This window comes from Pseudoxanthomonas sp. Root630 (genome assembly GCF_001427585.1).
Lineage (GTDB): Bacteria > Pseudomonadota > Gammaproteobacteria > Xanthomonadales > Xanthomonadaceae > Pseudoxanthomonas_A.
Genome location: NZ_LMGY01000001.1, coordinates 487,937 through 514,779 on the forward strand (window position 1 = coordinate 487,937; position 26,843 = coordinate 514,779).

General features: G+C 67.7%; 28 protein-coding genes and 1 tRNA gene. 12 read left to right on the forward strand and 17 right to left on the reverse strand.

Going from position 1 to position 26,843, the window contains the following annotated elements:
- Positions 1-29: 29 nt before the first annotated feature.
- A tRNA-Leu gene (locus ASD72_RS02305) sits at positions 30-114 on the reverse strand.
- 243 nt (positions 115-357) lie between these two features.
- Here ASD72_RS02305 and rnr point away from each other — a divergent pair.
- The 4 genes from rnr (at position 358) to ASD72_RS02325 (ending at position 5,352) form a co-directional block, all read left to right on the forward strand.
- The gene (gene rnr / locus ASD72_RS02310) at positions 358-2,679 is read left to right on the forward strand and encodes a ribonuclease R (RefSeq protein ID WP_235577918.1); all 2,322 of its coding nucleotides are present in this window, start codon (positions 358-360) and stop codon (positions 2,677-2,679) included.
- A 203-nt stretch (positions 2,680-2,882) separates the two neighbouring features.
- Entirely contained in the window at positions 2,883-3,356 is a 474-nt protein-coding gene (locus ASD72_RS02315) for a GFA family protein (RefSeq protein WP_056878335.1), read from the forward strand.
- A 51-nt stretch (positions 3,357-3,407) separates the two neighbouring features.
- Positions 3,408-4,151, forward strand: coding sequence for a 23S rRNA (guanosine(2251)-2'-O)-methyltransferase RlmB (rlmB, locus tag ASD72_RS02320; protein WP_056878336.1), 744 nt, complete (start codon positions 3,408-3,410; stop codon positions 4,149-4,151).
- Positions 4,152-4,161: 10 nt separating this feature from the next.
- A complete protein-coding gene (locus tag ASD72_RS02325) occupies positions 4,162-5,352 on the forward strand; it encodes a P1 family peptidase (protein ID WP_155944419.1) in 1,191 nt (396 codons plus the stop codon).
- Positions 5,353-5,364: 12 nt separating this feature from the next.
- Here ASD72_RS02325 and ASD72_RS02330 read toward each other — a convergent pair whose 3' ends face one another.
- Positions 5,365-5,901 (reverse strand): XRE family transcriptional regulator, encoded by a 537-nt coding sequence (locus ASD72_RS02330; protein ID WP_155944420.1) that lies wholly within the window; start codon positions 5,899-5,901, stop codon positions 5,365-5,367.
- Positions 5,902-6,019: 118 nt separating this feature from the next.
- Here ASD72_RS02330 and rhtA point away from each other — a divergent pair, with 118 nt between their 5' ends.
- Positions 6,020-6,910 carry a threonine/homoserine exporter RhtA gene (gene rhtA / locus ASD72_RS02335; RefSeq protein WP_056878338.1) on the forward strand — a complete coding sequence of 297 codons (891 nt, stop codon included), beginning with the start codon at positions 6,020-6,022 and terminating at the stop codon, positions 6,908-6,910.
- Here rhtA and ASD72_RS02340 read toward each other — a convergent pair.
- From ASD72_RS02340 to pstS (ASD72_RS02390), 11 genes are all read right to left on the reverse strand, one after another.
- On the reverse strand, positions 6,907-7,407 hold the full coding sequence (locus ASD72_RS02340; RefSeq protein WP_056878339.1) for an O-acetyl-ADP-ribose deacetylase: 501 nt from the start codon (positions 7,405-7,407) through the stop codon (positions 6,907-6,909). The two genes, rhtA and ASD72_RS02340, sit on opposite strands and share 4 nt — an antisense overlap.
- Positions 7,408-7,426: 19 nt before the next feature.
- Positions 7,427-8,056, reverse strand: coding sequence for a ribonuclease T (gene rnt / locus ASD72_RS02345; protein ID WP_056878340.1), 630 nt, complete (start codon positions 8,054-8,056; stop codon positions 7,427-7,429).
- Positions 8,057-8,183: 127 nt separating this feature from the next.
- Positions 8,184-8,927, reverse strand: coding sequence for a putative DNA-binding domain-containing protein (locus tag ASD72_RS02350; RefSeq protein ID WP_056878341.1), 744 nt, complete (start codon positions 8,925-8,927; stop codon positions 8,184-8,186).
- Positions 8,920-9,771 (reverse strand): DUF692 domain-containing protein, encoded by an 852-nt coding sequence (locus tag ASD72_RS02355; RefSeq protein WP_056878342.1) that lies wholly within the window; start codon positions 9,769-9,771, stop codon positions 8,920-8,922. The genes ASD72_RS02350 and ASD72_RS02355 overlap by 8 nt, the downstream gene beginning before the upstream one ends.
- A 51-nt stretch (positions 9,772-9,822) precedes the next feature.
- The gene (locus tag ASD72_RS02360; protein WP_056878343.1) at positions 9,823-10,233 is read right to left on the reverse strand and encodes a hypothetical protein; all 411 of its coding nucleotides are present in this window, start codon (positions 10,231-10,233) and stop codon (positions 9,823-9,825) included.
- 147 nt (positions 10,234-10,380) lie between these two features.
- Positions 10,381-11,091, reverse strand: coding sequence for a phosphate signaling complex protein PhoU (gene phoU, locus ASD72_RS02365; RefSeq protein WP_056878344.1), 711 nt, complete (start codon positions 11,089-11,091; stop codon positions 10,381-10,383).
- An 8-nt stretch (positions 11,092-11,099) separates the two neighbouring features.
- Entirely contained in the window at positions 11,100-11,918 is an 819-nt protein-coding gene (gene pstB / locus ASD72_RS02370; RefSeq protein WP_056878345.1) for a phosphate ABC transporter ATP-binding protein PstB, read from the reverse strand.
- Entirely contained in the window at positions 11,911-12,762 is an 852-nt protein-coding gene (gene pstA / locus ASD72_RS02375; RefSeq protein ID WP_056878346.1) for a phosphate ABC transporter permease PstA, read from the reverse strand. The genes pstB and pstA overlap by 8 nt, the downstream gene beginning before the upstream one ends.
- Positions 12,762-13,733, reverse strand: coding sequence for a phosphate ABC transporter permease subunit PstC (gene pstC, locus ASD72_RS02380; protein ID WP_056878347.1), 972 nt, complete (start codon positions 13,731-13,733; stop codon positions 12,762-12,764). Before pstC ends, pstA begins: the two co-directional genes overlap by 1 nt.
- 110 nt (positions 13,734-13,843) lie before the next feature.
- On the reverse strand, positions 13,844-14,938 hold the full coding sequence (gene pstS, locus ASD72_RS02385) for a phosphate ABC transporter substrate-binding protein PstS (protein WP_056878348.1): 1,095 nt from the start codon (positions 14,936-14,938) through the stop codon (positions 13,844-13,846).
- Positions 14,939-15,155: 217 nt separating this feature from the next.
- Positions 15,156-16,169: a phosphate ABC transporter substrate-binding protein PstS gene (gene pstS, locus ASD72_RS02390; protein ID WP_056878349.1), complete on the reverse strand. Its 1,014-nt coding sequence runs from the start codon at positions 16,167-16,169 to the stop codon at positions 15,156-15,158.
- A gap of 427 nt (positions 16,170-16,596) precedes the next feature.
- Here pstS (ASD72_RS02390) and ASD72_RS02395 point away from each other — a divergent pair, with 427 nt between their 5' ends.
- Both ASD72_RS02395 and ASD72_RS02400 read left to right on the forward strand, forming a co-directional pair.
- Entirely contained in the window at positions 16,597-17,895 is a 1,299-nt protein-coding gene (locus tag ASD72_RS02395) for a porin (RefSeq protein WP_056878350.1), read from the forward strand.
- A 225-nt stretch (positions 17,896-18,120) separates the two neighbouring features.
- The gene (locus tag ASD72_RS02400) at positions 18,121-19,698 is read left to right on the forward strand and encodes a M28 family metallopeptidase (protein ID WP_235577919.1); all 1,578 of its coding nucleotides are present in this window, start codon (positions 18,121-18,123) and stop codon (positions 19,696-19,698) included.
- Between the two features lie 21 nt (positions 19,699-19,719).
- Here ASD72_RS02400 and nth read toward each other — a convergent pair whose 3' ends face one another.
- From nth to ASD72_RS02415, 3 genes are read right to left on the reverse strand one after another with little or no spacing between them, the layout of a single operon-like run.
- Entirely contained in the window at positions 19,720-20,382 is a 663-nt protein-coding gene (gene nth, locus ASD72_RS02405; protein WP_056878352.1) for an endonuclease III, read from the reverse strand.
- Positions 20,379-20,747, reverse strand: a complete 369-nt coding sequence (locus tag ASD72_RS02410; RefSeq protein WP_056878353.1) for a hypothetical protein — start codon at positions 20,745-20,747, stop codon at positions 20,379-20,381. The genes nth and ASD72_RS02410 overlap by 4 nt, the downstream gene beginning before the upstream one ends.
- 5 nt (positions 20,748-20,752) lie before the next feature.
- Positions 20,753-21,535, reverse strand: coding sequence for an enoyl-CoA hydratase-related protein (locus tag ASD72_RS02415; protein WP_056878354.1), 783 nt, complete (start codon positions 21,533-21,535; stop codon positions 20,753-20,755).
- Positions 21,536-21,692: 157 nt separating this feature from the next.
- On the opposite strand from ASD72_RS02415, the gene ASD72_RS02420 reads away from it, so the two are divergent.
- The 4 genes from ASD72_RS02420 to ASD72_RS02435 all read left to right on the forward strand — a co-directional run bounded on the left by ASD72_RS02420 (position 21,693) and on the right by ASD72_RS02435 (position 25,548).
- Positions 21,693-22,394: an FKBP-type peptidyl-prolyl cis-trans isomerase N-terminal domain-containing protein gene (locus tag ASD72_RS02420; RefSeq protein WP_056878355.1), complete on the forward strand. Its 702-nt coding sequence runs from the start codon at positions 21,693-21,695 to the stop codon at positions 22,392-22,394.
- A 101-nt stretch (positions 22,395-22,495) separates the two neighbouring features.
- A complete protein-coding gene (locus ASD72_RS02425) occupies positions 22,496-23,299 on the forward strand; it encodes a CoA pyrophosphatase (RefSeq protein ID WP_056878492.1) in 804 nt (267 codons plus the stop codon).
- The gene (locus ASD72_RS02430; RefSeq protein ID WP_056878356.1) at positions 23,296-24,153 is read left to right on the forward strand and encodes a sulfurtransferase; all 858 of its coding nucleotides are present in this window, start codon (positions 23,296-23,298) and stop codon (positions 24,151-24,153) included. Before ASD72_RS02425 ends, ASD72_RS02430 begins: the two co-directional genes overlap by 4 nt.
- 72 nt (positions 24,154-24,225) lie before the next feature.
- Entirely contained in the window at positions 24,226-25,548 is a 1,323-nt protein-coding gene (locus ASD72_RS02435) for a substrate-binding domain-containing protein (RefSeq protein ID WP_235577906.1), read from the forward strand.
- 7 nt (positions 25,549-25,555) lie between these two features.
- On the opposite strand, the gene ASD72_RS02440 is transcribed toward ASD72_RS02435, so the two are convergent.
- A complete protein-coding gene (locus ASD72_RS02440; RefSeq protein WP_056878358.1) occupies positions 25,556-26,332 on the reverse strand; it encodes an enoyl-CoA hydratase/isomerase family protein in 777 nt (258 codons plus the stop codon).
- A 38-nt stretch (positions 26,333-26,370) separates the two neighbouring features.
- On the opposite strand from ASD72_RS02440, the gene ASD72_RS02445 reads away from it, so the two are divergent.
- Complete coding sequence (locus tag ASD72_RS02445) at positions 26,371-26,814, forward strand: copper chaperone PCu(A)C (RefSeq protein WP_155944422.1); 444 nt, start codon at positions 26,371-26,373, stop codon at positions 26,812-26,814.
- Positions 26,815-26,843: the final 29 nt, after the last annotated feature.

Here is a 26,843-nt window from a genome sequence, read left to right on the forward strand (position 1 = left end):
CCCCGCTTGCGCGAGGGTTCCGTTTTGCGTGGTGCCCAGGAGAGGACTCGAACCTCCACGGTTTTACCCGCTAGTACCTGAAACTAGTGCGTCTACCAATTCCGCCACCTGGGCAGGTAAGCGAGGCGCGCATTTTGAGGATAGGGCGGGGGAATGTCAACGGGTGTCTTCGCGCGGTGTTGTTCAGGCGGGGTGTACGATGCGCCGATGACCAAGAAGACCCCGACTGGCGGCGGCAAGAAGCCCGCCGCGACCGCCAAGGCCGGCGCAAAGCCCGCCTCCCGCAATACCTCAGCCAAGGCGGGCAAGCCCGCCGGCAAACCGGGCAAGCCGGCCAAAAAGAGCCTGCCCCCCTGGATGCCAGACCTGCCGGCATCGGGTGGCCGTGCGAAAACCGCTGCGTCGGCGCCCCATCGCGCCGGTCCGCCGCCGCGTGCCGCGGGACGCTTCGTCGATCCGCACGCGCAGCGCGAGGCGCAGCGCTACGACCAGCCCATCGCCAGCCGCGAAGCCATCCTTGGTTTCCTGGAGGCGGCGGGGGGGCCGCAGACGGCCGAAGAGATCGCCGGGCCGTTGGGTCTGGACGCACCCGACCGCTTCGACGCGCTGTCCAAGCGGCTTGGCGCGATGGTCCGTGACGGGCAACTGGTGCAGAACCGCCGCGGTGGCTTCGCACCGGTGCAGCACACCGACCTGATCGCCGGCACCGTGATCGCCAACCCCGACGGCTTCGGTTTCCTCCGTCCCGACACGGGCGGTGGCGACGATCTCTTCTTGCCGCCGTTCGAGATGCGCAAGGTGATGCACGGCGACCGCGCGCTGGCCAACGTCACCGGCATCGATCGTCGCGGCCGCCGCGAAGGCAGCATCGCGCGCGTGCTGGAACGTGGCGTCACCCGCCTGATCGGGCGCTTCGGCTTCGAGGCCGGCATCGCCTACGTGGCGCCGGACGACAAGCGCATCCAGCGCAACGTGCAGATCCCGCAGGACGCCACCGGTGGCGCGCGCGACGGCCAGCTGGTCGTCGTCGAGCTGACGCAGGCGCCGGATGCGCGTCGTCCCCCCATCGGCAAGATCATCGCGGTGCTGGGCGACAGCCTGACCCCGTCGCTGGTGGTCGAGGCCGCGATCCACGGCCACAACCTGCCGCACGAATTCCCGCAGGAAGTGCTGGACGAAGCCACGGCGGTGCCGCTGGTGGTCGAGCCGGCGATGATCGGCGACCGCGTCGACCTGCGATCGACGCCGCTGGTGACGATCGACGGCGAAGACGCGAAGGACTTCGATGATGCCGTCTACTGCGAACCCACGCGCGACGGTTTCCGCCTGGTCGTCGCCATCGCCGACGTGTCGCACTACGTGCGTCCCGGCACGCCGCTGGACGATGAGGCGCAGAAGCGCGCGACCTCGGTGTATTTCCCCGGGTTCGTGGTGCCGATGCTGCCGGAGACGCTGTCCAACGGCATCTGCTCGCTGAACCCGAAGGTCGATCGCATGACCTTCGTCTGCGACATGCACGTCAATCGCGACGGTGAAGTAACGCAGTCGAAGTTCTACGAGGCGGTGATGAATTCGCACGCGCGCCTGACCTATACGCAGGTGTGGAAGGCCGTCGGCGAGAACGATGAAGAAGTGCGTGCGCTGATCGCGCCGGTGCTGCCGCACGTGGAGCGGCTGTACCAGCTGTACCACGTGCTGGCCAAGGCGCGCGCGCAGCGCGGCGCCATCGAGTTCGAGAGTTCGGAAGTCCGCTTCGTGCTGGACAATCGCGGCGAGGTCACCCAGGCCGGCATGCTGGTGCGCAACGACGCGCACAAGCTGATCGAGGAGTGCATGATCGCCGCCAACGTGGAAGCCGCGAAGTACCTGCTCGCCGCGCACATCCCGGCGCCGTACCGCATCCACGACAAGCCGCCGGAAACCAAGTACGCGGACCTGCTGGAATTCCTCAAGGAATTCAAGCTGTCGATGCCGTCATGGAGCAAGGTGCAGCCGAAGGATTTCACCCAGTTGCTGAAGAAGGTGCGCGAGCGTCCGGACGCCGCCCTGCTGGAATCGGTGCTGCTGCGCAGCCAGAGCCTGGCGGTGTACGCGCCCGAGAACGTCGGTCATTTCGGCCTGGCGCTGGCGGCTTACGCGCACTTCACGTCGCCGATCCGCCGTTACCCGGACCTGCTGGTGCATCGTGCGATCAAGCATGGCCTGTCGCGGAAACAGCCGGATGCCTTCCCGTATTCGCCGCGCGACATGGCGGCGCTGGCACTGCAGTGTTCCGAGCGCGAACGTCGTGCCGACGAGGCGGAGCGCGAAGTCGACGAGCGTTATCGCGCCGCCTGGATGGAGAAGCATGTCGGTGGGCAGTTCGATGGCGTCATCAGTGGCGTCACCAGCTTCGGCCTGTTCGTGGAGCTGGACGCGTCCAAGGTCAACGGCCTGGTCCACGTGACCCAGCTGCCGCATGACTATTACCACTTCGATCCCGTCCGCAAGACGCTCTCCGGCGAACGCCGCGGCCTGCAGTTCCGGTTGGGCGACCGCGTGCGCATCATCGTGCTGAAGGCCAGCCTGGAGGAGCGCAAGATCGACTTCCGCCTGGTCGAGGACAAGACCCAGGATGGCGGCCTGCCGCCACCCGCGCCGCGCGGGCAGCCGGCCAAGCGGAAGAAGCAGAAGTACTGATGCCGTTTCTGCACTGACGCCGTTCCCGTACTGATGCAGTTCCGTCATCCCGGCGAACGCCGGGACCCAGTGTCTTTAGCGCCTGCCCCTGCATAGCCTGCGCACAGGCATCACGGCGATGGAACGGAAGTCGCTGGGTCCCGGCTTTCGCCGGGATGACGATTGGGATTTCTTTGTTTTTTCTTTGCTGATCCGGAGCGCCCATGTCCCCCGAAATCCACACCGGCGGCTGCCAATGCGGCGCGGTCCGCTTCCGGGTCACCGGTGAGCTGAAAGACGCGTCCATCTGCCATTGCCGCATGTGCCAGAAGGCCTTCGGTGCCTACTACGCACCGCTGGTGTCCACGCGTGGCGCTCGGCTCGAATGGACGCGCGGGGAGCCGAAGCGCTTCCGCTCGTCGAACGTGGTGCAGCGCGGCTTCTGCGGCGGCTGCGGTACGCCGCTGACCTACGAAGCGCCGGATGGCGTGGCCTTGGCCGCGGGTGCGTTCGACGATCCGGCCGGGCTGGCGCCGTGGGTGCAGTACGGCGTCGAGGGCAAGCTGCCGTATGTCGACGGGCTTCCTGCGCTGCCGCAGCGACGCACCGAGGAGGACGAGGCCGCCGCCGCGTTCCTCGCCAACGTGGTGTCCTTCCAGCACCCGGACCACGACACGCCGGCCTGGCCGCCGCGCTGACCGGCTGGTCGGTGCGATAATGCCGGCCTTTCCTACGCGGCCACACAGCGCATGAGCAAGCAGAACCAGTGGATCGTCGGCGTCAACGCGGTGGCTTCGGCCATCGAGAACGATGCCGACAACGTGCGCGAGGTGCTGGTCGAGGGCGGCAGCAAGAATGCCCGCCTGACCGAGATCGAAGAGAACGCGCGCCGCAAGGGCATCGACGTGCGCCGCGTCACCGGGCAGGCGCTCGATGGCGTGGCCGGTTCGTTGCGCCACCAGGGTGTCGCCGCGCGCTATGCCGCTGCGAAGACCTGGGACGAAGGCGAACTGCAGGGCCTGGTCGAAGCCGCCGAAGGCAAGGCGCTGCTGCTGGTGCTGGACGGCGTGCAGGATCCGCACAACCTGGGCGCGTGCCTGCGCAGCGCCGCCGGTGCCGGCGTCACCGCCGTGGTCATTCCGAAGGACAAGTCGGTGGGCGTCAACGCCACCGTGCGCAAGACCTCGGCCGGTGCCGCCGACCGCATTCCGGTCGTGCAGGTGACCAACCTGTCGCGCTGCCTGCGCGACCTGCAGCAACTCGGCGTCTGGATCTACGGCCTGGCCGGCGAGGCCGACGCGTCGCTGTATTCGCTCGACCTGCGCGGCAACGTCGCCCTGGTACTGGGCGGCGAAGCCGACGGTCTGCGCCGGCTGACGCGTGAACACTGCGATGGTCTGGTGAAGATTCCCATGCCCGGCGAGATCGAAAGCCTCAACGTGTCGGTCGCCGCCGGCGTCACCCTGTTCGAAGCCGTCCGTCAGCGCCAATAAAGGAATCCGCATGCCCGCTGCGCCGCACCGTTCCTCGATCCGGCTGGCGGCGCTGCTGCTCGCCGCCGTTTCCGCCAACGCCCTCTCGCAGGACGCACCGCGTGCGCGTGCCCGTGATCTGGGCGTGGCCCCCGGTATCTTCGCCCCCGGCAAGCACAACGCGATCACCGACGTGGCGAGCGTGCGGGTCGGCCAGGTGACGCTGGTGGAAGGCGACACCGTGCGCACGGGCGTCACTGCGATCCTGCCGCATCCTGGCAACACCTACCGTTCGCGGGTGCCTGCTGCCGTGCATGTCGGCAACGGCTTCGGCAAGTTCATCGGCAGCACCCAGGTCAACGAACTGGGCGAACTCGAAACCCCCATCGTGCTGACCTGCACCTTGTGCGTGTGGAAGGCCGCCGATGCGATGGCGGCCTGGATGCTGGAACGTCCGGACATGCAGCAGGTGCGTTCGCTCAACGTCGTGGTCGGCGAGACCAACGATGGCGGCCTCAACGACATCCGCGCGCGTCCGGTCACGGCCGAGGCCGTGCGGCGCGCGCTGGACACCGCCCGCGATGGCGCCGTGCAGGAAGGCAGCGTCGGCGCGGGTACGGGGACCGTGGCGTTCGGTTGGAAAGGCGGCATCGGCACCTCGTCGCGCAAGCTTCCCGCGTCGCTGGGCGGGTGGACGGTGGGTGTGCTGGTGCAGGCCAATTTCGGTGGCGTGCTGCAGGTGTCCGGTGCGCCGGTAGGGCGCGACCTGGACCGCTACGCGTTCCAGAACGCCGTGGCGGGGAACGCGAATGGTGCGCGCGGCCGCGCGGACGACCGCGGCGACGGCTCCATCATCATCGTCATCGCCACCGATGCGCCACTGGGCGACCGCAACCTGCGCCGGCTGGCCTCGCGCGGCATGATGGGGCTGGGGCGCACCGGCAGTGCCGCTTCGAACGGCAGCGGCGACTACATCGTGGCGTTCTCCACCGCGGACTCCGTGCGCCGTGCATTCGACGCGCCACGCGTGGAAACCAGTGAACTGGCGAACGAACAGACCACTGCGGTGTTCCAGGCCAGCGTGGATGCGATCGAGGAAGCGATCTACAACGCGCTGTTCATGGCCACCACCGTCAGCGGCAACGGCGAGACGGTCGAAGCGATTCCGCTGGACCGCGTGCGCGACATCCTGCGCCGGCATGGCATCGCACCGGCGAAGTGATGCGCCCGTGGCTCAGTGCACGACGTTGCGGATGAAGCGCAACGGCGCCTGCCCGTCGTTGCGGTAGGCGTACTTGCAGTCGCTGGGGAAGACGAAGAAGTCGCCTGCGTCGATCACCTGCTCGCCGCTGGGCAACTCCACGGTCAGCCGACCGTCCATGACGTAGAACATCTCGTGCCAGCCGGCCGGATCGGCACCCGAGGTGTAGCGATCCCCGGGCATCAGCGTCCATGCCCACAGTTCGACATCGTGCGCCGCCGGCGCGGTGGCCAGCAGCACGGCCTGGGAGCCGGGCGTGCTGCCGCTCCAGGCTAGGGCCTCGATCCTGCGCAGGTCCCGGGCCGGCGCCTTCACCAGATCGGCAAAGCTGACCTGCAACGCCTCGGCGATCCGGTCCAGGGTGTTCAGGCTGACATTGGCGTCGCCGGATTCGATGCCGACCAGCATCCGGCGGCTGACGTCCGCCGCGTCGGCCAGGGCCTGTTGGCTGAGGCCGGCGGCGGTCCGCAGGCGGCGGACGTTCTCGGCGACGTGTTCAAGTACGCTCATGGGTAGGGGTTGCGCAGTATATTGCGCATCGGGTAAGCTTCGATTGCGCAATATAGTGCGCAATCGTATCTCCCCACAAGCGCAGGGCCTTTCACGTGCCCTGGCAGGTAGCTCCTCCATGAACTTCGTCTCTTCTTCCCCCGCCGCCTCGCGCTGGCAGCCGATCGCCCTGTTGCTGGTCGCCATGGTGTCCATCCAGTCCGGCGCGTCGCTGGCCAAGCATCTGTTTCCCGCCGTCGGTGCGACGGGGGCGACGGCCCTGCGCCTGAGCCTGGCCACGGTGCTGCTGGTGGCCGTGTTCCGTCCCTGGCGCATGCGCGTCGAACGCCACCAATGGCCCGCGCTGTTGGCGTACGGCGTCTCGCTGGGCCTGATGAACCTCATGTTCTACAAGTCGCTGGAAACCGTGCCGCTGGGCATCGCCATCGCGCTCGAATTCACCGGGCCGCTGGCGGTGGCGCTGTTCGGTTCGCGCCATCTGCGCGACTTCGTCTGGGTCGCGCTGGCGGTGCTGGGCTTGGTGCTGCTGGTGCCGGAACAGGGCACGCAGGCGCTGGATCCTCTCGGCGCCGCCTATGCGCTGGGCGCGGGTGCGTGCTGGGCGCTGTACATCGTGTTCGGGCAGAAGGCGGGCAATGAACACGGTCCGCAGACCGTTGCGCTGGGCACCTGCATCGCCGCGGTGGTCGCGGTGCCGTTCGGCGTGGTGCATGCCGGCGCAGCATTGCTGTCGCCCGCGTTGTTGCCGATCGCGTTCGCGGTCGCACTGCTGTCGACGGCCTTGCCGTACAGCCTGGAAATGGTTGCGCTGACGAAACTGCCGACCCGGACGTTCGGCATGCTGATGAGCCTGGAACCCGCCATCGGCGCACTGTGCGGCCTGCTGTTCCTGCACGAGCGCCTCACCGTGCTGCAGTGGCTGGCCATTGCCGCGATCATCGTCGCGTCCGCGGGTGCCGCGATGACGTCACGTGCGCCGGTGGAGTCGGCGGGCAGTGGTGAAGGCTAGGCCAGCAGGGCGCGATAGCGCGCCAGATCGTCCTGGGAGAAGCAGCAGAAGATCACGCCCGACGGCAGCGTCGTATTGGCCAGGCTTGTGCGCACGGTATCGACCGCCACGCGCGCCGCGAGATCGGCGGGATACCCGTAAATACCCGTGCTGATGCAGGGAAACGCGATGCTGAGCACGCCATGCCGCGCCGCCAGCGCGAGGCTGTTGCGGTAGCAGGCTTCCAGCAGCGCGGGTTCGTCCTCTTCGCCGCCGTGCCACACCGGGCCGACAGTGTGGATCACGGACCGCGCGGGCAATCGGTAGCCGCGGGTGATCTTCGCCTCGCCCGTGCGGCAACCACCCAGCAGGCGGCACTCGGCGACAAGTTCCGGCCCGGCGGCGCGATGGATGGCGCCGTCGACACCGCCACCGCCGAGCAGCGATGAGTTCGCCGCATTGACGATGGCATCGACGTGCAGCGTCGTGATGTCGGCCAGGAGCGCAGTCAGTTGCATCGCAGGCCCACGCGGAATCTCAGGCCAGCGGCCGCGGCCACGCGTTCGCGATCGTGCAGAACAGGCGCGCGGTCTGTTCCGCGTCGTAGACGGCGGAATGCGCGTCTTCGGCATTCCAGTCGAAACCGGCGGCTGCGACGGCGCGCGCGAGCACGGTCTGGCCGTACGCCACGCCGGCCAGCGTGACCGTGTCGAACACGCTGAAGGGATGGAACGGATTGCGCTTGTGGCCGACACGCGCCACGGCGGCATTGAGGAAGTTCAGGTCGAAGTGCGCGTTGTGGCCGACCAGGATCGCGCGCTGGCAGCCGTGCTTCTTCACCGCCGCGCGCACCGGCGCGAACACGTGGTCCAGTCCATCCTTTTCGTGCTTGGCGAAGCGGAACGGATGGTCGAGGTCGATGCCGGTGACCTCCAGCGACTTGGGATCGATCTCCAGGCCGGGCGCCGGATGCAGGTGCACGCTGGAGGTGGTGCCGGGCACCAGCAGGCCGTTCTCGTCCAGATCGAGGGGGACCGCCGCCAATTCCAGCAGGGCGTGCCGGTTCCAGTCGAAGCCGCCGGTCTCCACATCCACCACCACGGGCAGATAGCCGCGGAAGCGGTGGGCCATGGGGGTGATGCGGGCGGTTTCGGGGGCGTTTTCCATGGGCGAAAGCGTAGCAGGTCGCCGTGGTCGGACCCCGACTGGGGGCGAAATCGAGGTGTGGGAGCGACATCAGTCGCGATGGCGACGTGCAGTCGCGGAATCGCGACTGACGTCGCTCCCACTGCAGTTACGGGCGTGCGCCCAACAACGTGCCTTCCTCACGCATGCGCGACAGCATCGCCGCCCCCTGTTCGACGAAGGCAGGCACGTCGTCGACTCCCGCTTCCGCCGCCAGTTGCCGCAGCGTATCGGCGCCACTGCGGCCGCCTTCACCGAGGAGTTCGACCAGGCGGTACACCAGCGGCGAGATGGTGGCGAAGCGCACGTGGTGGCCTGCGTCGCGCCGGACCAGCAGCAGGGCGGGTTCCGCCGGTGGCGCCTCGGGCTGGAAATCCGGGCCTATCCGGTGCACCGGCCATGGGTACGCCAGCGCCCACGCGAACGGCGACATCACGGGTACGCCCGTGAGCAGGTCGCCCTCCGGGTCATGTGGCGGCACGGCGTCGTCCGCGATCTGCAGCGCCAGCTCCACCCATTCGTAGTGGGCGAGTTCGCGCAGCCATGGCGGATCGCCGTCGTCCGTCCGGGTGTCGAGGAAACGGATGAACTCGCGCGCGATCTCGGGGAACAGCGGCGTGTGGCTGCGGTAGTCGGCGTAGAAACCGCGCACGAGCCGGCGCCAGGCGTCGTCGCCCAGCGTCTTGCGTATCACCGGGAAATTGCCGGCCAGCAGGCCTTCGATGTTGTTGAAGAACAGGTCGCGGTAGATCGCGAGCCGCCGTTCTTCGATGCCGGGAGGCGGGGGGTGCGCGGACGGATCCCGCAGATGCCGCGACAGCCTGAACTGCTGGTCGTGCAGGGTGTCAGCCATGGGTGGCGCGCACGGCCGTGCCAGAGCATGCGGATTGCAGGTCGCGGATGCGCTGCACTTCCGCGGCGAGCTCGGCCAGCGGCGGGAAGTTGAAATCGCGTTCGAGCAGGGTGGGGCGCACGCCGTGTCGCTCGTAGGCCAGCGACAGCAGCGACCACACGTCGTCCTTCACCGGCGCGCCGTGGGTGTCCACCTTCAGGTCGTCGGCTTCGTCGTAGTGGCCGGCGATGTGGTACGACGCGATCCGCGCCGACGGCATGCGGGCCAGGAACGCGCGCGCATCGTAGCCGTGGTTGATGGCGTTGACGAAGATGTTGTTGACGTCCAGCAGCAGGTCGCAGTCGGCCTCGTCGAGTACCGCGCCGATGAAGTCGGCTTCCGCCATCGCCTGGTAAGGCGCGGCGTAGTAGGAGACGTTCTCCACCGCGATGCGCCGGCCGAGGGTGTCCTGCACCTGGCGGATACGCGCGGCGACATGGTGCACGGCTTCCTCGGTGAACGGGATCGGCATCAGGTCGTACAGATGGCCATCGTCGCTGCAGTAGCTCAGGTGCTCGCTGTAGAGCGATACGCCGTGCTGGTCGAGGAAGCGGCGGGTGCGCGCAAGGAAGGTGTCGTCCAGCGGCGCCATGCCGCCCAGCGACAGCGACAGGCCGTGGCAGGTGATCGGGTGGCGGGAGGACAGCTCACGCAGCGCCTCGCCGTAGCGGCCGCCCACGCCGATCCAGTTGTCCGGCGCGCACTCGAGGAAGTCGAAGCTGCCTGCGGGCGCGTCCAGCAGGTCATCGAGCAGGGCACGGCGCAGGCCGAGGCCTGCAGAGGCGGAGGGCAGGGGTGTGGTCATGCAGGAAGGCGTCGGGTCCCGGCGGATGCGCCGGGACCCTTGCGCACAGGCTTACTTGTCGCCGGTCTTCTTGTCGGCGCCGCACTTGCCTTCGCCACACTTGCCTTCACCGCATTTGCCTTCGGCACCCTTGGCGCCCGCGTGGGCCTTGTGCTCGGCGGCGTCGATGAAGCCGTCCTTGTTGGTGTCGATGCCGGCGAAGTCGGCGGCCTTGCCGGGATGGGCGGCGGCGAATTCGGCCTGCGAGACCTTGCCGTCCTTGTCGGTATCGGCCTTGGCCATGCCGCACTTGCCCTCGCCGCATTTGCCTTCACCGCACTTGCCTTCGCCTGCCTTCGCGGCTTCCGGCGCGGCCAGCAGGTAACCCTGCGCCAGCGGCTCCATCGCGAAGCTCGAGCCGGCCAGCAGGATGCCGCCCGCCAGCGCGACGGCGACGGCGGCGGGTTTGGTGGTCTTGGACATCGTGTTCTCTCCCAGGGCGTGCGGGGGATCCGCACCAGCGTGGCGCGATTGTAGCCGCGGGACGTTAGCGTGCCGTTTGCGCACGGCCCAGAACGGGCAAGCCCCGCCGGAGCGGGGCCCGTCGCGTGTTGCGGCGTGGCGCCGGGATCAGACGGCGCCGGTGGTGCTGGTGTCGTCGCGCTTGGCCCGCGGCGGCAGCGGTTGCTCGCCATGCACCAGGAACCACACGTTCTCGGCGATGTTGGTGGCGTGGTCGCCGATCCGCTCCAGGTTCTTGGCCATGAACAGCAGGTGCGTGCACGGCGTGATGTTGCGCGGGTCTTCCATCATGTAGGTCAGCAGCTCGCGGAACAGCGCGGTGTAGTGCGCGTCCAGCTCGGCATCGCGTTCGCGCACCTGCACGGCCTGTTCGGCGTCGCCGTTCTGGTATGCGGCCAGCACGTCGCGGACCTGGCGCGCCGCCAGCTTGCCGAGCGCGCGCAGGCCGGTGATCTGCGGCATCGGCGGCGACACGTTGAGGGCGATCGAACGCTTGGCGACGTTCGCGGCGTAGTCGCCGATGCGCTCGATGTCGGCCGGGATGCGCAGGCCGGCGAGGATCTCCCGCAGGTCGCGCGCCATCGGGCCACGCAGGGCCAGGTGCATCACGTCGTGGCTGACCTGGTGCTCGATGGCGTCGATCGCTTCATCGTTGGCGATGATGCGTTGTGCGGCCTTGTCGTCCCGGCGTTCGACCACGTCCAGCGCGGCCTCCAACTGGGCGACGGCGGTCTCGCCCATGCGGACGATCTCGGCCACGAGGCGGCGTTGTTCTTCGTCGTAGCTCTTCACGATATGGTCGTTGGGTTGGGTGTTCATGGGCGTCCTCAGCCGAAACGTCCGGTGATGTAGTCTTCGGTCTGCTGCTTGCCGGGGTTGGAGAAGATCGTCGACGTGGCGTCGTGTTCGACCAGCTCGCCCAGGTACATGAAGGCCGTGTAGTCGGACACGCGCGCGGCCTGCTGCATGTTGTGCGTCACGATGGCGATGGTGTACTGGTGCTTCAGTTCTTCGATCAGCTGTTCGATCTTGCTGGTCGAGATGGGGTCCAGCGCGGAGGTCGGTTCGTCCAGCAGGATGACGTCCGGGCGCAGCGCGACGGCGCGCGCGATGCACAGGCGCTGCTGCTGGCCGCCGGACAGTCCCAGCGCGCTCTGCTTCAGCTTGTCCTTGGCCTCGTCCCACAGCGCCGCCTGGCGCAATGCCTGCTCGACGCGGATTTCCATGTCGGCCTTGTTCAGGCGCTCGTGGTGGCGGATGCCGTACGCCACGTTCTCGAAGATCGTCATCGGGAACGGCACCGGCTTCTGGAACACCATGCCCACCTTGCTGCGCAGGCGGTTCATCGGGTACTTGGGGTCCAGGATGTTCTCGCCATCCAGCAGGACGTCGCCGGCGGCGCGCAGCTTCGGGTACAGCGAATAGATCCGGTTGAAGACGCGCAGCAGGGTGGACTTGCCGCAGCCGGAGGGACCGATCAGCGCGGTGACGCGCTTCTCGGGGATCTCCAGGTTGATGTTCTTCAGCGCGTGGAAGTCGCCGTAGTAGAAGTCCAGGCCCTTGGCGGCCAGCTTCACGCTGGCCGGCGCGGCGAGGTCGTCGTGGCGTTGCGGCGTCACCACGGCAATGCGGGCGGCGTCATTCATGGGTCACCTTGTTTCGAAGAAGGATGGTTCGCGCAATCAGGCTGAGGATCAGCACCATGCCGGTGACGAGGAAGGCGCCGGCCCAGGCCAGCGAATTCCAGGAGTCGTAGGGGCTCATCGCGTACTGGAAGATGACCATCGGCAGGTTGGCCATCGACTGGTTGAGGTCCGTGCTCCAGAACTGGTTGTTGAAGGCGGTGAACAGCAACGGCGCGGTTTCGCCGCTGATGCGCGCCAGCGCCAGCAGGATGCCGGTGACGATGCCCGGCAACGCCGAACGCATCAGCACCTGGGTGGTGACCTTCCACTGCGGCACGCCCAGCGACAGCGCGGCTTCGCGCATCTGCTGCGGCACCAGCCGGAGCATCTCGTCGGTGGTGCGCACGATCACCGGCAGCGCGATGAACGCCAGCGCCACGGCACCGGCCCAGGCCGAGTAGTGCCCCATCTGCGCCACCATCACGGTGTAGATGAAGAGGCCCAGCACGATCGACGGCGCCGACAGCAGGATGTCGTTGACGAAGCGGACGGTTTCGCCCAGCCAGTGCTTGTTGGCGTACTCGGCCAGGTAGGTGCCGGCGGCGATGCCGATCGGCGTACCCAGCACGATCGCCAGCAGGCTGATCACCACGCTGCCGAACAGCGCGTTCGCCAGGCCGCCCGGTTCATTCGGCGGCGGCGTCATCTGGGTGAAGAGATCGAGGTTGAGGCTGCCCATGCCCTTGGTGATCGTGGTCCAGAGGATCCAGACCAGCCACATCAGGCCGAACATGGCCGCGGCGATGGACAGGGTGAGGGCGGCGACATTCTTGACCTTGCGCCACGTGTAGAGCGAAGCGGACATCAGTTGCCCTCCCGCTTGGCGAGCTGGCGCAGCATCAGGCGGGCGATCGCCAGCACGATGAAGGTCAGCACGAACAGGGTGAAGCCGAGCAGCAGCAGCGAACCCTTGTGCAGCGGGTCGGTGGCTTCGGCGAATTCATTCGCAATCGTCGCGGCGATCGAAGTGCCCGGCTCCAGCAGCGCCAGGCTGATGGCGTAGGCATTGCCGATGACGAAGGTCACCGCCATCGTTTCACCCAGTGCGCGGCCCAGGCCGAGGAACACGCCGCCGATCACCGCCGAGCGGGTGTACGGCAGCACGATGTCCCAGACCACTTCCCACTTGGTCGAACCCAGCGCGTAGGCCGATTCCTTCAGGCGGCCCGGCACGGTCAGGAAGACCTCGCGCATCACCGACGAAATGAAGGGGATCACCATGATCGCCAGCACCAGGCCGGCGGTCATCATGCCGATGCCCAGCGGCGGGCCGGAGAGCAGCACGCCCACCAGCGGGATCTGGCCGAGGTTGTCGTTGATCCACGGATAGACGTGTTCGCTCAGCTGCGGCGCCAGCACGAACAGGCCCCACATGCCGTAGATGATCGAGGGGATGCCGGCCAGCAGTTCGATGGCCATGCCGACCGGGCCGCGCATCCAGGCCGGTGCGACTTCGGTCAGGAAGACCGCGATGCCGAAGCTCACCGGCACCGCGATCAGCATGGCGATGCCGGCGCTGACCAGCGTGCCGAAGATCGGCACCAGCGCGCCGAATTCGCGCGTGCCGACGTTCCACTCGGTGCTGGTGAAGAAGCCCAGGCCGAAGGTCTGCAGGGCTTCGCGACCGCCCCACAGCATCGACACGGCGGCGGCGATCAGCGAAACGAGGACGAACAGGCCGGCGCCGGTCAGCGTGAGCCGGAACAGCTTGTCTGCGCGCGCATCTTTGGCGGTGCGCACGTCCGTCAGGGAAACGGGGAGGGCAGTGGCGTTCATGCAACCCGAAGGGTGGGGGAGGGCGGTGTGGCGGTCTGGCTAGTGCACGGGTATGTCGTTACCGCGTGATGACACCGGGCCGCCCATCACGGCGGCCCGGTGCGGGCGACTCAGAGCTTGATCTCGGTGTTCCAGTACTGCTCGATCTGGCCCACCAGTTCCGGCGGCAGCGGCACGTAGTCCAGTTCGTTGGCCTGCGCCTGGCCCTGCGCGTAGGCCCACTTGAAGAACTCGAGCGTGTGCTTGGCCTTCGCCGCGTCCTTCGGCTGCTTGTAGACCAGGATGAAGTTGGTGGCGGTGATCGGCCACGCGTGCTCGCCCGGCGCATTGGTGATGACCAGGTTGAAGTCCTTGGCATTCGCCCAGTCGGCGCTGGCCGCGGCAGCGGCGAAACTCTCGGCGGTGGGCAGCACGAACTGGCCGGCCGCGTTCTGCAGCGAGGCGTACGACATCTTGTTCTGCTCGGCATAGGCCAGTTCGACGTAGCCGATCGAACCCTTCAGCTGGCGCACGTAAGCGGCGACGCCTTCGTTGCCCTTGCCGCCGACGCCGCCAGGCCAGTTGACGCTGGTGCCTTCGCCGACCGTGTCCTTCCACGCCGGGCTGACCTTGGACAGGTAGTTGACGAAGTTGAAGGTGGTGCCCGAACCGTCGGAGCGGTGCACGGTGTTGATCTTGCCGGCCGGCAGCGTGACGCCCGGGTTCAGCGCGACGATCGCCGGGTCGTTCCAGGTGGTGATCTTGTGCAGGAAGATGTCCGCCAGCACGGTCCCGTTGAGCTTCAACTGGCCCGGCTGCAGGCCTTCCACGTTGATGACCGGGACCACGCCGCCGATCACCGACGGGAACTGGCCCAGGCCGGCCTGCGCCAGTTCTTCCGGCGACAGCGGCTTGTCGGACGAACCGAAGTCGACGGTCGCGGCCTTGATCTGGGCGATGCCGCCGCCGGAACCGATCGACTGGTAGTTGATCTTGGCGCCGGTGGCCTTGTTGTAGTCCGTGGACCAGCGGGCCATCAGCGGATAGATGAAGGATGCGCCGGCGCCGGTGAGCTCGGCCGAGATCTTCTGTGCACCTTCGGCGGGGGCAGCGGCACCTTCGGCGCCCGCGCTCGTGGCCGGGGCATCGGTCTTTCCGCCGCAGGCGGCGGCGAAGAAGGCGGTGGCCAGGGCCAACGTGGCCAGGCGGGCGTTACGGACGTGCATGGGCGCTCCAGACGGGTCGTTTGTGATCCACGCTATGAAATGATGTTTTTGTTACAGCGTGATGACATGGCGGTCTCGCGCCGTCATGCGACCGCCACGTCCGTGCGTCCGGGCAAAAAGAAAGCGGGCCCGAAGGCCCGCCAGAGGTGGGATCGCGCGGGAGGGGACGCGATCCCGGTGCCGGCACGGAGGAGAGAACGTGCCGGCGGTTCTGCGATCAGTACTTCAGGTTGGCCTTCCAGTACGTCTCGATCTGCTGCACCAGCGCCGGCGGCAGCGGCACGTAGTCGAGCGACTTGGCCTGGGCGTCGCCATTGGCGTAGACCCAGCGGAAGAAATCGCGGGCGTCCTTGTTGCCCTTCTTCGGTGCCTTGTACATCAGGATGAAGTTGGTGGCGGTGATCGGCCAGGAGTTGGCACCCGGGGCATTCGTCATGACCAGGTAGAAGTCCTTGGACTTGGCCCACTCGGCGCTGGCCGCAGCGGCGGCGAAGGACTCGTCGCTCGGCTGCACAAAGTTGCCGGAGGCATTCTTCAGGCTCGCGTAGGCCATCTTGTTCTGCAGCGCGTACGACAGCTCGACGTAGCCGATGCCGCCCTTGATCTGCTTCACGTAGGCGGCGACGCCTTCGTTGCCCTTGCCGCCCACGCCGGTCGGCCACTGCACGGTGGTGCCTTCACCGACCTTGCTCTTCCACTCCGGGCTGACCTTGGACAGGTAGTTGACGAAGTTGAAGGTGGTGCCCGAACCATCCGAACGACGCACGACGGTGATGCGCTGCGCCGGCAGCGTCACGCCCGGGTTCAGCGCGGCGATGGCCGGGTCGTTCCAGGTCTTGATGGTGCCGAGGAAGATGTTGGCCAGGGTCGGGCCATCCAGCTTCAGCTGGCCCGGCTTCAGGCCGGCCACGTTCAGCACCGGGACCACGCCGCCGATCACCGACGGGAACTGGGCCAGGCCGTACTTCGCCAGTTCTTCCGGCTTCAGCGGGGCGTCGGACGAACCGAAGTCCACGGTGCCGGCCTTGATCTGCGCGATACCGCCGCCGGAACCGATCGACTGGTAGTTCACGCGGTTGTTGGTGGCCTTGGCGTAGTCGGCGGACCACTTGGTCATCACCGGGTACACGAACGACGCACCGGCGCCGGTCACGTCGGCGGCGAACGCCTGCACCGAGAAGGCCGAGGCGAGCGCGAGCAGCGCCACGCGGGATTTGATCGAGTTCAACACGGAAGTCTCCTGGGAGAAGGCAGGGTGGAAGGACGGGCGTGCCCGTTGGGTGGCCATTCCACGACGTTTGTGTGACAGCCCGGTGTCGCGATTAAGACAGTCCCGTGACGGCGGGCGATGCGGCCCAGGCCGTGCTGGCATTCCGTACAGGAGTGGCGTGCTTCGCGCGCGCGACGGATCCGGGAGGTGCGCGGATGCGTGCGCACCTATCTATAGGAGCGCACGCCGGGGTGGTCGGCAGGCGGTGGGTGGCGATGCGCCCTTGTCATATTCCGGTCACGAAACGCACATGTGACTGCAAGATTTCACTCCCATCCTTTAGCGCATCTTTGACGGGCGCTTAATGATTTCCGAAGGTGATCTCGGAAGTGAAGCCGGCGCCCACGAAGCCAGCGCTCTTACTTCTACTTCCACTCGGAGAGTCACCATGCGTTATTCCCTCCTGGCTGCCGCGCTCGCCGTCGCCATGGGCAGCACCAGCTTCTCGGCGTCCGCCGCCGACTCCCGCGATCAGACGATCGCCGAACTGAAGGCGCAGCTGGAAGCGCTGTCGGCCAAGGTGGCCGAGCTGGAAGAGCGCAGCGACGCGCAGTCGGACGTCAACATCGATACCGCTTCGCAGCTGGACAAGCTCAACACCGGCTCGCCGAAGGTCGATACCAAGGGCGGCCTGAAGATCACCTCGGCCGACGGCAAGTTCGAAGCTTCCGTCGGTGGCCGCATCCAGTTCGACACCTATGCGTTCGACCGCGACCTGGCCAGCACCACCGGTACCACCGAGTTCCGCCGCGCGCGCCTGACCCTGCAGGGCAAGGCCTATGGCTGGGAATACAAGATGGAGAACGATTTCGGTGCGGGCGGTGGCCTCGACGGCTTCCGCGACGTCTACATCGCCAAGTCGGCGCTGGGCGGCAAGTTCACCATCGGTCACTTCAAGCCTTACCGCGCGATGGAGGAGCTGACCAGCTCCAACGAGCTGCTGACCATGGAGCGTCCGTTCGCGTCCGCCACCGGTCTGTTCAACGGTCGCCAGTTCCAGCAGGGCGTGGGCTACCTGCGTGCCGGCGAGAACTACACGGCGGGCTTGAGCGTGTTCAATCTGCGTGGTGCCGCCGGTACGCGCAACGAAGGCGTCGGCGCTGCCGGCCGCGTGACGTTCGCGCCGATCAACAACGACAACAGCACCCTGCACTTCGGCGCCTGGTACAGCTTCGAAGACCAGAACCAGGGTTCGGCAGACCTGGTTGCCACCTCCAACTACGCGGGTCGCCGCGGTCCGTCGCAGGTCATCGCCACCACGACCGGCGCCAGCCGCAACACCGTGGACGTGATGGCGGTGGAAGCCGCCGGTTCGTTCGGCCCGACCTTCTTCCAGGCCGAGTACGCCGACGCGACCTTCGGCCAGCCGCTGGGCCGCGACCAGGATGTGACGACGTACTACGTGCAGGGCAGCTTCATGCTCAACGGCGGCCACAAGCCGTACAAGGGCGCCACCGGCGTGTTCGGTTCGCCGAAGGTCGCCGACAAGGGCCTGTGGGAGCTGACCGGTCGCTACGACTATGTCGAGAACGAAACGCTGAACCGCGAAGTCACCAGCTGGATCCTCGGCGTGAACTACTACGTCAATCCCAACCTGCGCTTCATGTTCAACTACACGCAGGGCGACAACGAAGTCACCGGCGACGAAACCGCGCAGTACGCGCTGCGCACGCAGTTCGCCTGGTAAGCCGCGCGGCGCACGCGCGCCGTCACCGCGACACGGAGGCCCGGGATCGCATCCCGGGCCTTCGCGTTTCCGGCCCACCGACCATGACCATTGGCAGGGGTCCCGGTGAAGCCCAGCAGGGACACTGCGGGGCGGCCCCTGGCGTGCGCCATGGGTCACAGGGATGGGGATCCTTATCAATCAGGGGGTTGGATGAAGCGGCTGTGGATTGTCGCCTGCGTGGCGATGTGCGTGATGGCGGGCGACGTGCGGGCCGCCGAGCCGGTGGACCTGGATGTGGTCGCGAAGATCCGGCACGAGGCGTTCAACCGCTCGCAGGCCGCGGCCAATCTGAAGGAGCTCACCGAGACCGTCGGGCCGCGCCTGACCGCGTCGCCCAACTACACCCGCGCCAGCGCATGGGCACGCGGCAAGCTGTCCGGCTGGGGTCTCTCCGGGGTGCACGAAGAAGTCTTCGATCCCGCTTTCGGCCGCGGCTGGGAGTTCAGCTCCGTGCGGGTAGAGATGGTGTCGCCGCGGCAGGTGCCCGTGCATGCCCTGCCGAAAGCCTGGACACGCGGCACGACTGGGCCGGTAGAGGGCGACGTGGTGCTGGCCTCGTTCAAGACGCTGGCCGACATCGACAAGCAGCGCGGCAAGCTGCGCGGGAAGATCGTGCTGCTGGACGACGCGCGTGCCTACAAACCTGCCGAGAAGGCCGATTTCCGCCGATACAGCGAGACCGAGCTGGGCGAACTGCAGACCTTCCCCGTCGCGGCGGATGCGGCGCCTGACGCGCAGGAAAAGCGCCTGGAGGAATACCGCAAGCGCCAGGCACTGACCAAGGCGCTGAACACGTTCCTCGCGGAGGAGGGCGTGCTGGCGACGTTGTCGCTCAGCTCATGGGATAACGGCATCATCCGGGCCACCGGCGGTGGCGCGCGCAAGGCGGACGAGCCGGTCGGCGTGACCGAGCTGGTGTTGCCCACCGAGCACTACAACCCGCTGGTGCGTGCCGTGCAGGGCAAGCAGCCGGTGCGCCTGCGCATCGACGTGGATTCCCGCTTCACCAGCGAGCAGGACCTGCCGGCCACCAACACGTTCGCGGAAATCCCGGGCAGTGGCGGCAAAGCGGGCGAGGTCGTGATGATCGGCGCGCACCTGGATTCGTGGCATACCGGTACGGGCGCCAGCGACAACGGTGCCGGTGTCGTCGTGATGATGGAGGCCATGCGCATCCTGAAGGCGATCGGGGTGAAGCCGCGCCGCACGATCCGGCTGGCGCTGTGGGGCGGTGAAGAACAAGGCTTGCACGGCTCGGCGGCTTACGTCGCCAAGTACCTGGCCGACTACCCGGCCCCGACCGATCCGGAGCAGAAGGCGCTGCCGCGTGCCTACCAGCGCGGCACCGGGCCGCTGCAACGCCAGCGCGGTTACGATGGCTTCTCGACGTATTTCAACTTCGACAACGGCACCGGCCGCATCCGCGGCATCTATGCGCAGGAAAACCACGCCGCCGTGCCGGTCTTCAAGGCCTGGCTGGAACCCTTCGCCGATGTCGGCGCGACCATCGTGACCACCCGCAACACGGGTAGTACGGACCACGTTTCGTTCGACCGTGTCGGTTTGCCGGGCTTCCAGTTCGTGCAGGACCCGGCGGACTACTTCACCCACGTCCACCACACGCACCTGGACACGTACGACCACGTGGTGCCGGAAGACCTCAAGCAGGCGGCGGCGATCATCGCCTCGTTCGCGTACCACGCCGCGATGCGCGAAGAGCGACTGCCGCGCAAGCCGTTCGTCGAGCGGGACGAGCAGTAAGCGCAAGCGACGGCGGCCGCATCAGGCCGCCGTCTTCTCCTTGAACCGGCAGAGATCGCGGATCACGCACTGCGGGCAGTCCGGCTTGCGTGCCTTGCACACGTAGCGTCCGTGCAGGATCAACCAATGATGCGCATCCAGCATGAACTCCGCCGGCACCACCTTCAGCAGCTTGTCCTCCACCGTACGTACGTCCTTGCCGGGTGCCAGCCCGGTGCGGTTGGCGACGCGGAAGATATGCGTGTCCACCGCGATGGTCGGTTCGCCGAAGGCGGTATTGAGCACCACGTTCGCGGTCTTGCGGCCCACGCCGGGCAGGCCTTCGAGCGCTTCGCGCGAACGGGGCACTTCGCCGCCGTACTGATCGATCAGGATGCGGCAGGTGGCGATCACGTTCTTCGCCTTGGCGTTGAACAGGCCGATCGTGGCGATGTACTTCTTCAGCCCGTCCTCGCCGAGCGCGAGGATCGCGGCCGGGGTGTTGGCGACGGGAAAGAGCCGTCGGGTCGCCTTGTTGACGCCCACGTCGGTCGCCTGCGCGGACAGGGTCACCGCAACCAGCAACTCGAAGGGCGTGCTGTAGTCCAGTTCCGTGGTCGGACGCGGATTGAGTTCGCGCAACCGCGAGAACAGTTCCACCACTTCATCACGCTTGAGCGTCGGGCTCCGCCGCGGCGCACTCATGGTTTCGAGCGCTCCGCGGCCTTGGCCCGTGCGCGTTCCAGGATGGCCGCCGCCGCTGCCGGCAACGCAGGCTTTACGGGCGCCGCCGGTCCGGTGGGCAGGGCGGCGATGCGTCGCGCCTCGCGTTCGGCGGCACGGCGTTCGAGTCGCGCGGCGCGCTGGAGATAGCGGTCGCGCGCGGCCCATGCCGTCCGCAGGCGGGTCTGCGCACGCGCGACCACGTCGGCATGCGTCCGGTCGCCGTCGCGCTCGCCACACGGCTTCCACGCCATGAGGCCGGCATCCAGCGCGGCGTCCAGTTCATCTCCGGCCAGCAGGTCCGCCAGGATCCGCGCCTGTTCGCAGCCGGGGCAGGGTGCGGACATCCGCTTCAGCGGCCGGTGAAGGCGGGCTTGCGGCGTTCGGTGAAGGCGCGCGTGCCTTCGCGCATGTCGTCGGTCGAGAACATCAGGCCGAACTGCGCGGTCTCATACTGCAGTCCTTCCTCGATGCCGCATTCGCCGCCCACATTGACCACGTCGAGCGTGGCGCGCAGGGCCAGCGGCGCGGAGGCGGCCAGTTGCGCGGCCACCTTGCGCGTTTCGTCTTCCAGCTCCGCCGCCGGCACGACCCGGTTGACGACGCCCAACTGCAGGGCGCGTTCGGCCGTGATCGGCGCGCCCAGCAGGCACAGCTCGAGCGTCGCGGCGCGACCGGCGAGGCGCAGCAGGCGCTGGCTGCCGCCAAAACCGGGGATCAGGCCCAGGTTGATCTCGGGCTGCCCGAGCTTGGCCGTGTCCGCGGCGATGCGCAGGTGGCAGGCCATGGCGAGCTCCAGGCCGCCGCCCAGGGCAAACCCGTTGACCATCGCGATGACGGGCTTGGGCAGGGTTTCGATGGTGCGCATCAACCGCTGGCCGCGCAGCGAGAAGTCGCGACCCTCGGTGGCCCGCAGGTCCGCCATTTCGGCGATGTCGGCCCCCGCCACGAAGGCTTTCGGCCCCGCGCCGGTCAGCACGACCACGCGTACGGCGGGGTCTTCGCCCGCCGCCGTGAAGGCGGCCTGCAGCGCGTCCAGGGTGGCGGCATTGAGGGCATTCAGCTTGTCGGGACGATGGACGGTGAGGCGGCGGATGCCATCGGCATCGCTAACGAGGACAAGGCTTTCGGACATGGGATTTTCAGGTGTTTTGTAAAATTTCGGTAAAGAGGGAACTCTGCCCCGGAGACCCGGTCAGAGCAGCCTGCTGTCAGTGGCGGTTAAGCGCCCCGGCCGCTATCCTAGCGCGTCCATTCCAGGCGGTACGCCGCCCATCCCGGAGAGTGTGTTGATGAAGTTGCGTACGTTAGTGGTCGCTGTTGCGGCATTCGCCATGGCCGGTAGCGCCTTGGCCCAGGACGTCTCGTCCGAGAAGGGCAAGCTGAGCTATTACTTCGGCTACGACTATGGCAACAACCTGGCCGAGCTGACCGCCCGTGGCGAGCAGTTGGACATCAACTCCGTGGTCAAGGGCCTGCAGGATGCGTATGCCAAGCAGAAGCCCGCCCTGACCAGCGAGCAGCTGAAGCCCGCGCTGGAAGCCTTCCAGAAGCGTGAGCAGGCTCGCGCCCAGCAGGCCAAGGCCGAGTACGACAAGGTCGCGGCCGAGAACAAGACGAAGAGCGATCAGTTCATCGCCGGCTTCAAGGGTCAGTCCGGCGTGAAGCTGCTGCCCAGCGGCGTGGCTTACAAGGTGCTCGAGAACGGCACTGGCGCCAAGCCCACGCAGGCGAGCACGGTGGAACTGCAGGTCGCGGGTGCCTACCCGTTCGGCCAGCGTCCGACCGAAGCGCGTCCGCCGCAGCAGATGAAGGACGTGAAGGTCAGCGCCATCGAGATGCAGGCCATGCGCGAAGTGCTGCTGCAGATGCCGGTCGGCTCGAAGTGGGAAGTCGCCCTGCCGCCGGAAAAGGCCTACGGCGCGGATCCGCGCACGGGCTTCCCGCCGAACGTGGCGGTGGTGTTCGAGATCAAGCTGGTCAGCGCGAAGTAATTCCCGCCTGATCGTTCCATCCCTGCGCCGGCCTCGTGCCGGCGCAGTGCTTTGCGCGGCAGGAAGCGTTTTCGCGCTACCCTCCGCAGGTGTCCGACGACATGAATACCGCTTTCCGCGCCGTGCTCAGCCCGTGCACCGGCGTTTGCACGCTGGACGACGCCGGCCTCTGCCAGGGTTGCCTGCGCACCACCTCGGAGATCGCACGCTGGTCGCAGATGAACGATGACGAACGCCTGCGCCTAATGGAATCCGTGCTGCCCGCACGCGAACGCGCGCGCGCGCCGCTTGTCGAACAGTTGCGCGAAAGCGTCCGCCTGCAGCGCGCCCTGCATCCGCTGGGCGCCGTGCCGCGCGCGCCGGGATGGAACCAGGAAGAACTCGTCGATCTGCTCCCGCCGGGACCGCTGGCGGAAGCGGCCGTACTCGCCGGCCTCGTCCCGCGCGATACGGGCACCCAGGTGTTGCTGACGCGACGCACCGATGGGTTGCGCCACCATGGGGGGCAGGTGAGTTTCCCCGGGGGACGCATCGAGTCCACCGACGTGGACGTCGTCGCCGCTGCATTGCGCGAGAGCCGCGAGGAGATAGCGCTACAGGCGTCACAGGTCACGCCGCTGGGCTTCCTCGACCCGTTCACCACCATCAGCGGCTTCCGCGTGGTGCCGGTGGTCGCGCTGGTCGATCCGGCGTTCGTGCCCGTGCCCGAGCCGAACGAAGTCGCCGACGTGTTCGAAGTCCCGCTCGATTACCTGCTCGCGCCCGACAACCTGCGCCGTGTCGAGGTCGACTACCGTGGCCGTCGCCGTGCGGTGCTCGAGTACGCGTGGCCCGGGCAGCGCATCTGGGGCGCGACGGCCGCCATCCTGTTCAACCTGCGGCAACGGCTGGAGCAATTCGCATGAACTGGACCGCGCTCGTCGATGCGGACACGTTGTCGACCGTCCTCGGTGCACCCGGCCTGCGGCTGGTGGATGCGCGCTTCGTCATGCTCAACGCAGCGCCCGATGCAGGCCGCCAGGCCTATGCACAGGGACATCTGCCCGGTGCTGTCCATGCCGATCTGAATCTCGATCTGTCGGACCTGTCCAAGACGGGCGAGGGGAGGCACCCGTTGCCCGACGAAGCGGCCTTCGCGCGCCGGCTCGGCGAGTGGGGCATCACGCCGGCGCACCAGGTCGTGGTGTACGACGCAGGCGACGGCAGCATGGCGGCCGCGCGCGCGTGGTGGTTGCTGAAGCTGCTGGGCCATGAACGCGTTGCCGTCCTTGACGGTGGACTGGCCGCCTGGCGTGCCGTGGGCGGTGCGGAGACGGACGCGATCCCCGACATCGCGCCTGCACCGGCCTATCCCGGTCGCTTCGACATGCGGCAATGCGCGGGTGCGGACGAGGTCGTCGCGCGCCTGCACGACGCCGCCGGCTGGCTGTTCGATGCGCGCGCCGCCGAACGTTTCCGCGGCGAAGTCGAACCCATCGATCCCATCGCGGGTCACGTGCCGGGTGCGGTCAACCTGCCGTTCGCGCAGGCACTCCGCGATGGGCGCTTCAAGCCGGCCGCTGAGCTGCGTTCCCTGTTATCGCCTTTACTGGGCGATCGTGAGGCTTCCGAGAGCGTGCTGATGTGCGGCTCCGGGGTGACGGCCTGCCATCTGCTGCTTGCCTTCGAGCACGCCGGCCTGCACGGCGCACGGATCTATCCCGGCTCGTGGAGTGGCTGGATCAGCGATCCCGCGCATCCCGTCGCACGCGGCGACTGATCCGCCCGGGGCCGTCATGGCCCTGTCATCGATGCGCGGCACGCTCCCGCGGTTTCATCAGGGGGATCGTCCGTGCTTCATCGTCTGCTCAATGCGACCGTCATGGTCGCCATGTTGTGCTGCGCCTGCGCGCCCGCCGTCGCGCAGGACGTGGAGGCCGAACGCCTTCGCATCCACGGATCCAACACCGTCGGCGCCGAGGTGATGCCGCGCATCGTCGATGCATGGCTGCGTTCCATCGGCTACACCGGCATCGAGCGCCGCACGCCACGCCCCGGCCGTACCGAGATCGCAGCGGTCCGCGATGGCGAAGCCCTGGTCGTGGAGATCGATCGTCGCGGGTCCGCGTCCGGCTTCCAGTCCCTAGTGGAGGGCAATGCGGAACTCGCGATGATGGCCCGCGCACCCACCGCCGCCGAGCGCTATGCGGCCTGGCAGCTCGGCGACCTCGCTTCGCCCGAGCAGGAGTTCACCGTGGCGCTGGACGGGCTGGCGATCGTGGTCAATGACCGCAACCCGGTACGGAAGATTAGCGTCGCGCAGTTGCGCGACATCGCGGCAGGACGCATTCGCTCGTGGTCGCAGCTCGGGGGCGAGGATGCGCCCATCCTCGTGCATGCCGGCCCTGAGGCGGGCGGCAGCCGTGAGTTCCTGCAGCAGCGCGTGATGCTGGGCGGCGCATCGAGCGGCATCACCGCACACGCGCGCCTGCGGCAGGCAGCCCGGGCCGTGGCCGATGACCGGCATGCGATGGCCATTGTGGAGCTGGCCACCCGCATTCCCGCAGGAACCCGCACGCTGGCCGTATCCGATGGCGGTGGCGCGGTGCTTCCCTCGCGCCTCAACGTGAGTAGCGAAGACTATCCACTGGTGCGCCGTTACCGCCTCTACGGCGCTCCGCTGATGTCGGCGCTGGGGCGCAGCCTGGCGTTGTACGCCGTGGGGCGCGAGGGGCAGCGCGCCGTCGAGGGGACGGGTCTGCAGTCGGTGATGCTGCGAACGGCATTGCAGCCCGCGCAGGTGACCGGTGCGCAGGCGTATCGCGATGCCGTCGCAGGCGCTACGCGGCTGCCGGTCGGCATGCGTTTCAACATGGGCTCGCTCAGTACGCTGTTCGAAAGCCGCAGCGCCCTGGACATGGAGCGCCTGGTGGCGTTCATGCGCCTTCCCCGGAACCAGGGACGTTCGCTGGTGGTCGTCGCTTTCGCGGACCACGATCCGGGCAATCGCCTGCTGCCCACCATGCTCAGCAACGAGCGCGCGGACATGGTGGCCGGCTACCTGACCCGCAACGGCATCCCGGTGGCCCGTTCCGTTGGCCTGGGCGATCTGCGCCCGTTGGCCGGTGGTGGACGACGCGATCGCAACGAGCGCGTCGAAGTGTGGTTGCTCTAGCGGAAGATCACTTCTTCAGCTTGTCGATCAATGCGCGCAGCGCGGCCTGCGTGTCCGGCGCATGCCAGGCATCGACGAAGCGCTCGAGCTGGATCAGCGCCGGATCGAGCGCTTCCACCAGATCGCGGCGGGCGAGGGCGCGGGTCTGCAGCATCGGATGATGCGGCAGGGCCAGCAGCTGCTGCAGCCAGGCAACGGCGCGCGCGGTGACATTGTCCTGGTCGACCAGTTCATCGACCAGGCCGATTTCCAGCGCACGCTCAGCCGGCACCATTTCGCCCGCCACCAGCAGGCGTTCCGCGCGATACGGACCCACCACGCGGCGCATGAGGCGCTGGATGCCCTCCGGCACCACCAGGCCTACCTGCGTTTCGTTGAGGCCCAGCGCGAACGGGCGCGCCGGATCCGGGCTGCGCGCCATCACCCGGTAGTCGCAGCACAGCGCCAGCACACAGCCGCCCGCCGGCGCGTGGCCGGTGATCGCGGCGACCACGGGCACGCGCGATTCCGCCAGCGTGCGCGCGGCGCCGAAGAACGCCTGCCAGGCATCGAGCAGGGCCTTGCGGTCGTCGCCGAGCGACATCAGGTAGGGCACGTCCATGCCGGCGGAGAAGATCTTCGGATTGCCGGCCAGCACGATGCCGCGCACACCGTCGTCGAGCGCGGTGTCGAGCGCATCGATCAACGCGCGGCACAGATCCGTATTGAGGGCGTTGACCGGCGCGCGCGCCAGCCGGATTTCGCGGATGTCGCCGTGGTCGGCGATTTCGATGAGGGCGCTCATTCACCATCTCCCTGGAGTCAGGCCGCTATCATAGGCGCATGAACCGACGCTTCGTGATGCACCCGTTGCTGGGTCTGGCGTTCGCCGCCTCGCTCCCCGCCATGGCCGCCGAATGCCTGCCGAAAGTGCAGGGCGCGTGGGTGCGCGTACCGCCGGTGGCGATGCCGATGATGGCCGGGTTCGTCCGCATCGAGAACCCGTGCCGCGCGCCGCTCACGGTGGTGGGCGCGGAGAGCCTGGCGTTCGCGGATGTGTCGTTGCACGAGACGCGCGAGGAAGGCGGCGTCAGCCGGATGCGGGAAGTCGAGCGCCTGCCTGTCGCACCCGGCAAGGCCGTGGAGCTCAAGCCCGGCGGCCTGCACCTGATGCTGCATGGTGCTTATGCGCCGGTAGCCGTCGGTGAGAAGGTGGTGATCACACTGAAGCTCGCCGATGGGCGCTCGTTGCCGGTGCAGTTCGAAGCGCGCAAGAGCGCGCCCTGATCCCGGGGACGGGCGTGGGGGCGGACGTG

Excerpts from the sequence above, each read along its gene's own strand:
- rnr (WP_235577918.1), top strand. The coding sequence starts at position 358 with ATGCCAGACCTGCCGGCATCGGGTGGCCGTGCGAAAACCGCTGCGTCG.
- ASD72_RS02315 (WP_056878335.1), top strand. The coding sequence starts at position 2,883 with ATGTCCCCCGAAATCCACACCGGCGGCTGCCAATGCGGCGCGGTCCGC.
- rlmB (WP_056878336.1), top strand. The coding sequence starts at position 3,408 with ATGAGCAAGCAGAACCAGTGGATCGTCGGCGTCAACGCGGTGGCTTCG.
- ASD72_RS02325 (WP_155944419.1), top strand. The coding sequence starts at position 4,162 with ATGCCCGCTGCGCCGCACCGTTCCTCGATCCGGCTGGCGGCGCTGCTG.
- ASD72_RS02330 (WP_155944420.1), bottom strand. The coding sequence starts at position 5,901 with ATGAGCGTACTTGAACACGTCGCCGAGAACGTCCGCCGCCTGCGGACC.
- rhtA (WP_056878338.1), top strand. The coding sequence starts at position 6,020 with ATGAACTTCGTCTCTTCTTCCCCCGCCGCCTCGCGCTGGCAGCCGATC.
- ASD72_RS02340 (WP_056878339.1), bottom strand. The coding sequence starts at position 7,407 with ATGCAACTGACTGCGCTCCTGGCCGACATCACGACGCTGCACGTCGAT.
- rnt (WP_056878340.1), bottom strand. The coding sequence starts at position 8,056 with ATGGAAAACGCCCCCGAAACCGCCCGCATCACCCCCATGGCCCACCGC.
- ASD72_RS02350 (WP_056878341.1), bottom strand. The coding sequence starts at position 8,927 with ATGGCTGACACCCTGCACGACCAGCAGTTCAGGCTGTCGCGGCATCTG.
- ASD72_RS02355 (WP_056878342.1), bottom strand. The coding sequence starts at position 9,771 with ATGACCACACCCCTGCCCTCCGCCTCTGCAGGCCTCGGCCTGCGCCGT.
- ASD72_RS02360 (WP_056878343.1), bottom strand. The coding sequence starts at position 10,233 with ATGTCCAAGACCACCAAACCCGCCGCCGTCGCCGTCGCGCTGGCGGGC.
- phoU (WP_056878344.1), bottom strand. The coding sequence starts at position 11,091 with ATGAACACCCAACCCAACGACCATATCGTGAAGAGCTACGACGAAGAA.
- pstB (WP_056878345.1), bottom strand. The coding sequence starts at position 11,918 with ATGAATGACGCCGCCCGCATTGCCGTGGTGACGCCGCAACGCCACGAC.
- pstA (WP_056878346.1), bottom strand. The coding sequence starts at position 12,762 with ATGTCCGCTTCGCTCTACACGTGGCGCAAGGTCAAGAATGTCGCCGCC.
- pstC (WP_056878347.1), bottom strand. The coding sequence starts at position 13,733 with ATGAACGCCACTGCCCTCCCCGTTTCCCTGACGGACGTGCGCACCGCC.
- pstS (WP_056878348.1), bottom strand. The coding sequence starts at position 14,938 with ATGCACGTCCGTAACGCCCGCCTGGCCACGTTGGCCCTGGCCACCGCC.
- ASD72_RS02395 (WP_056878350.1), top strand. The coding sequence starts at position 16,597 with ATGCGTTATTCCCTCCTGGCTGCCGCGCTCGCCGTCGCCATGGGCAGC.
- ASD72_RS02400 (WP_235577919.1), top strand. The coding sequence starts at position 18,121 with ATGTGCGTGATGGCGGGCGACGTGCGGGCCGCCGAGCCGGTGGACCTG.
- nth (WP_056878352.1), bottom strand. The coding sequence starts at position 20,382 with ATGAGTGCGCCGCGGCGGAGCCCGACGCTCAAGCGTGATGAAGTGGTG.
- ASD72_RS02410 (WP_056878353.1), bottom strand. The coding sequence starts at position 20,747 with ATGTCCGCACCCTGCCCCGGCTGCGAACAGGCGCGGATCCTGGCGGAC.
- ASD72_RS02415 (WP_056878354.1), bottom strand. The coding sequence starts at position 21,535 with ATGTCCGAAAGCCTTGTCCTCGTTAGCGATGCCGATGGCATCCGCCGC.
- ASD72_RS02420 (WP_056878355.1), top strand. The coding sequence starts at position 21,693 with ATGAAGTTGCGTACGTTAGTGGTCGCTGTTGCGGCATTCGCCATGGCC.
- ASD72_RS02425 (WP_056878492.1), top strand. The coding sequence starts at position 22,496 with ATGAATACCGCTTTCCGCGCCGTGCTCAGCCCGTGCACCGGCGTTTGC.
- ASD72_RS02430 (WP_056878356.1), top strand. The coding sequence starts at position 23,296 with ATGAACTGGACCGCGCTCGTCGATGCGGACACGTTGTCGACCGTCCTC.
- ASD72_RS02440 (WP_056878358.1), bottom strand. The coding sequence starts at position 26,332 with ATGAGCGCCCTCATCGAAATCGCCGACCACGGCGACATCCGCGAAATC.
- ASD72_RS02445 (WP_155944422.1), top strand. The coding sequence starts at position 26,371 with ATGAACCGACGCTTCGTGATGCACCCGTTGCTGGGTCTGGCGTTCGCC.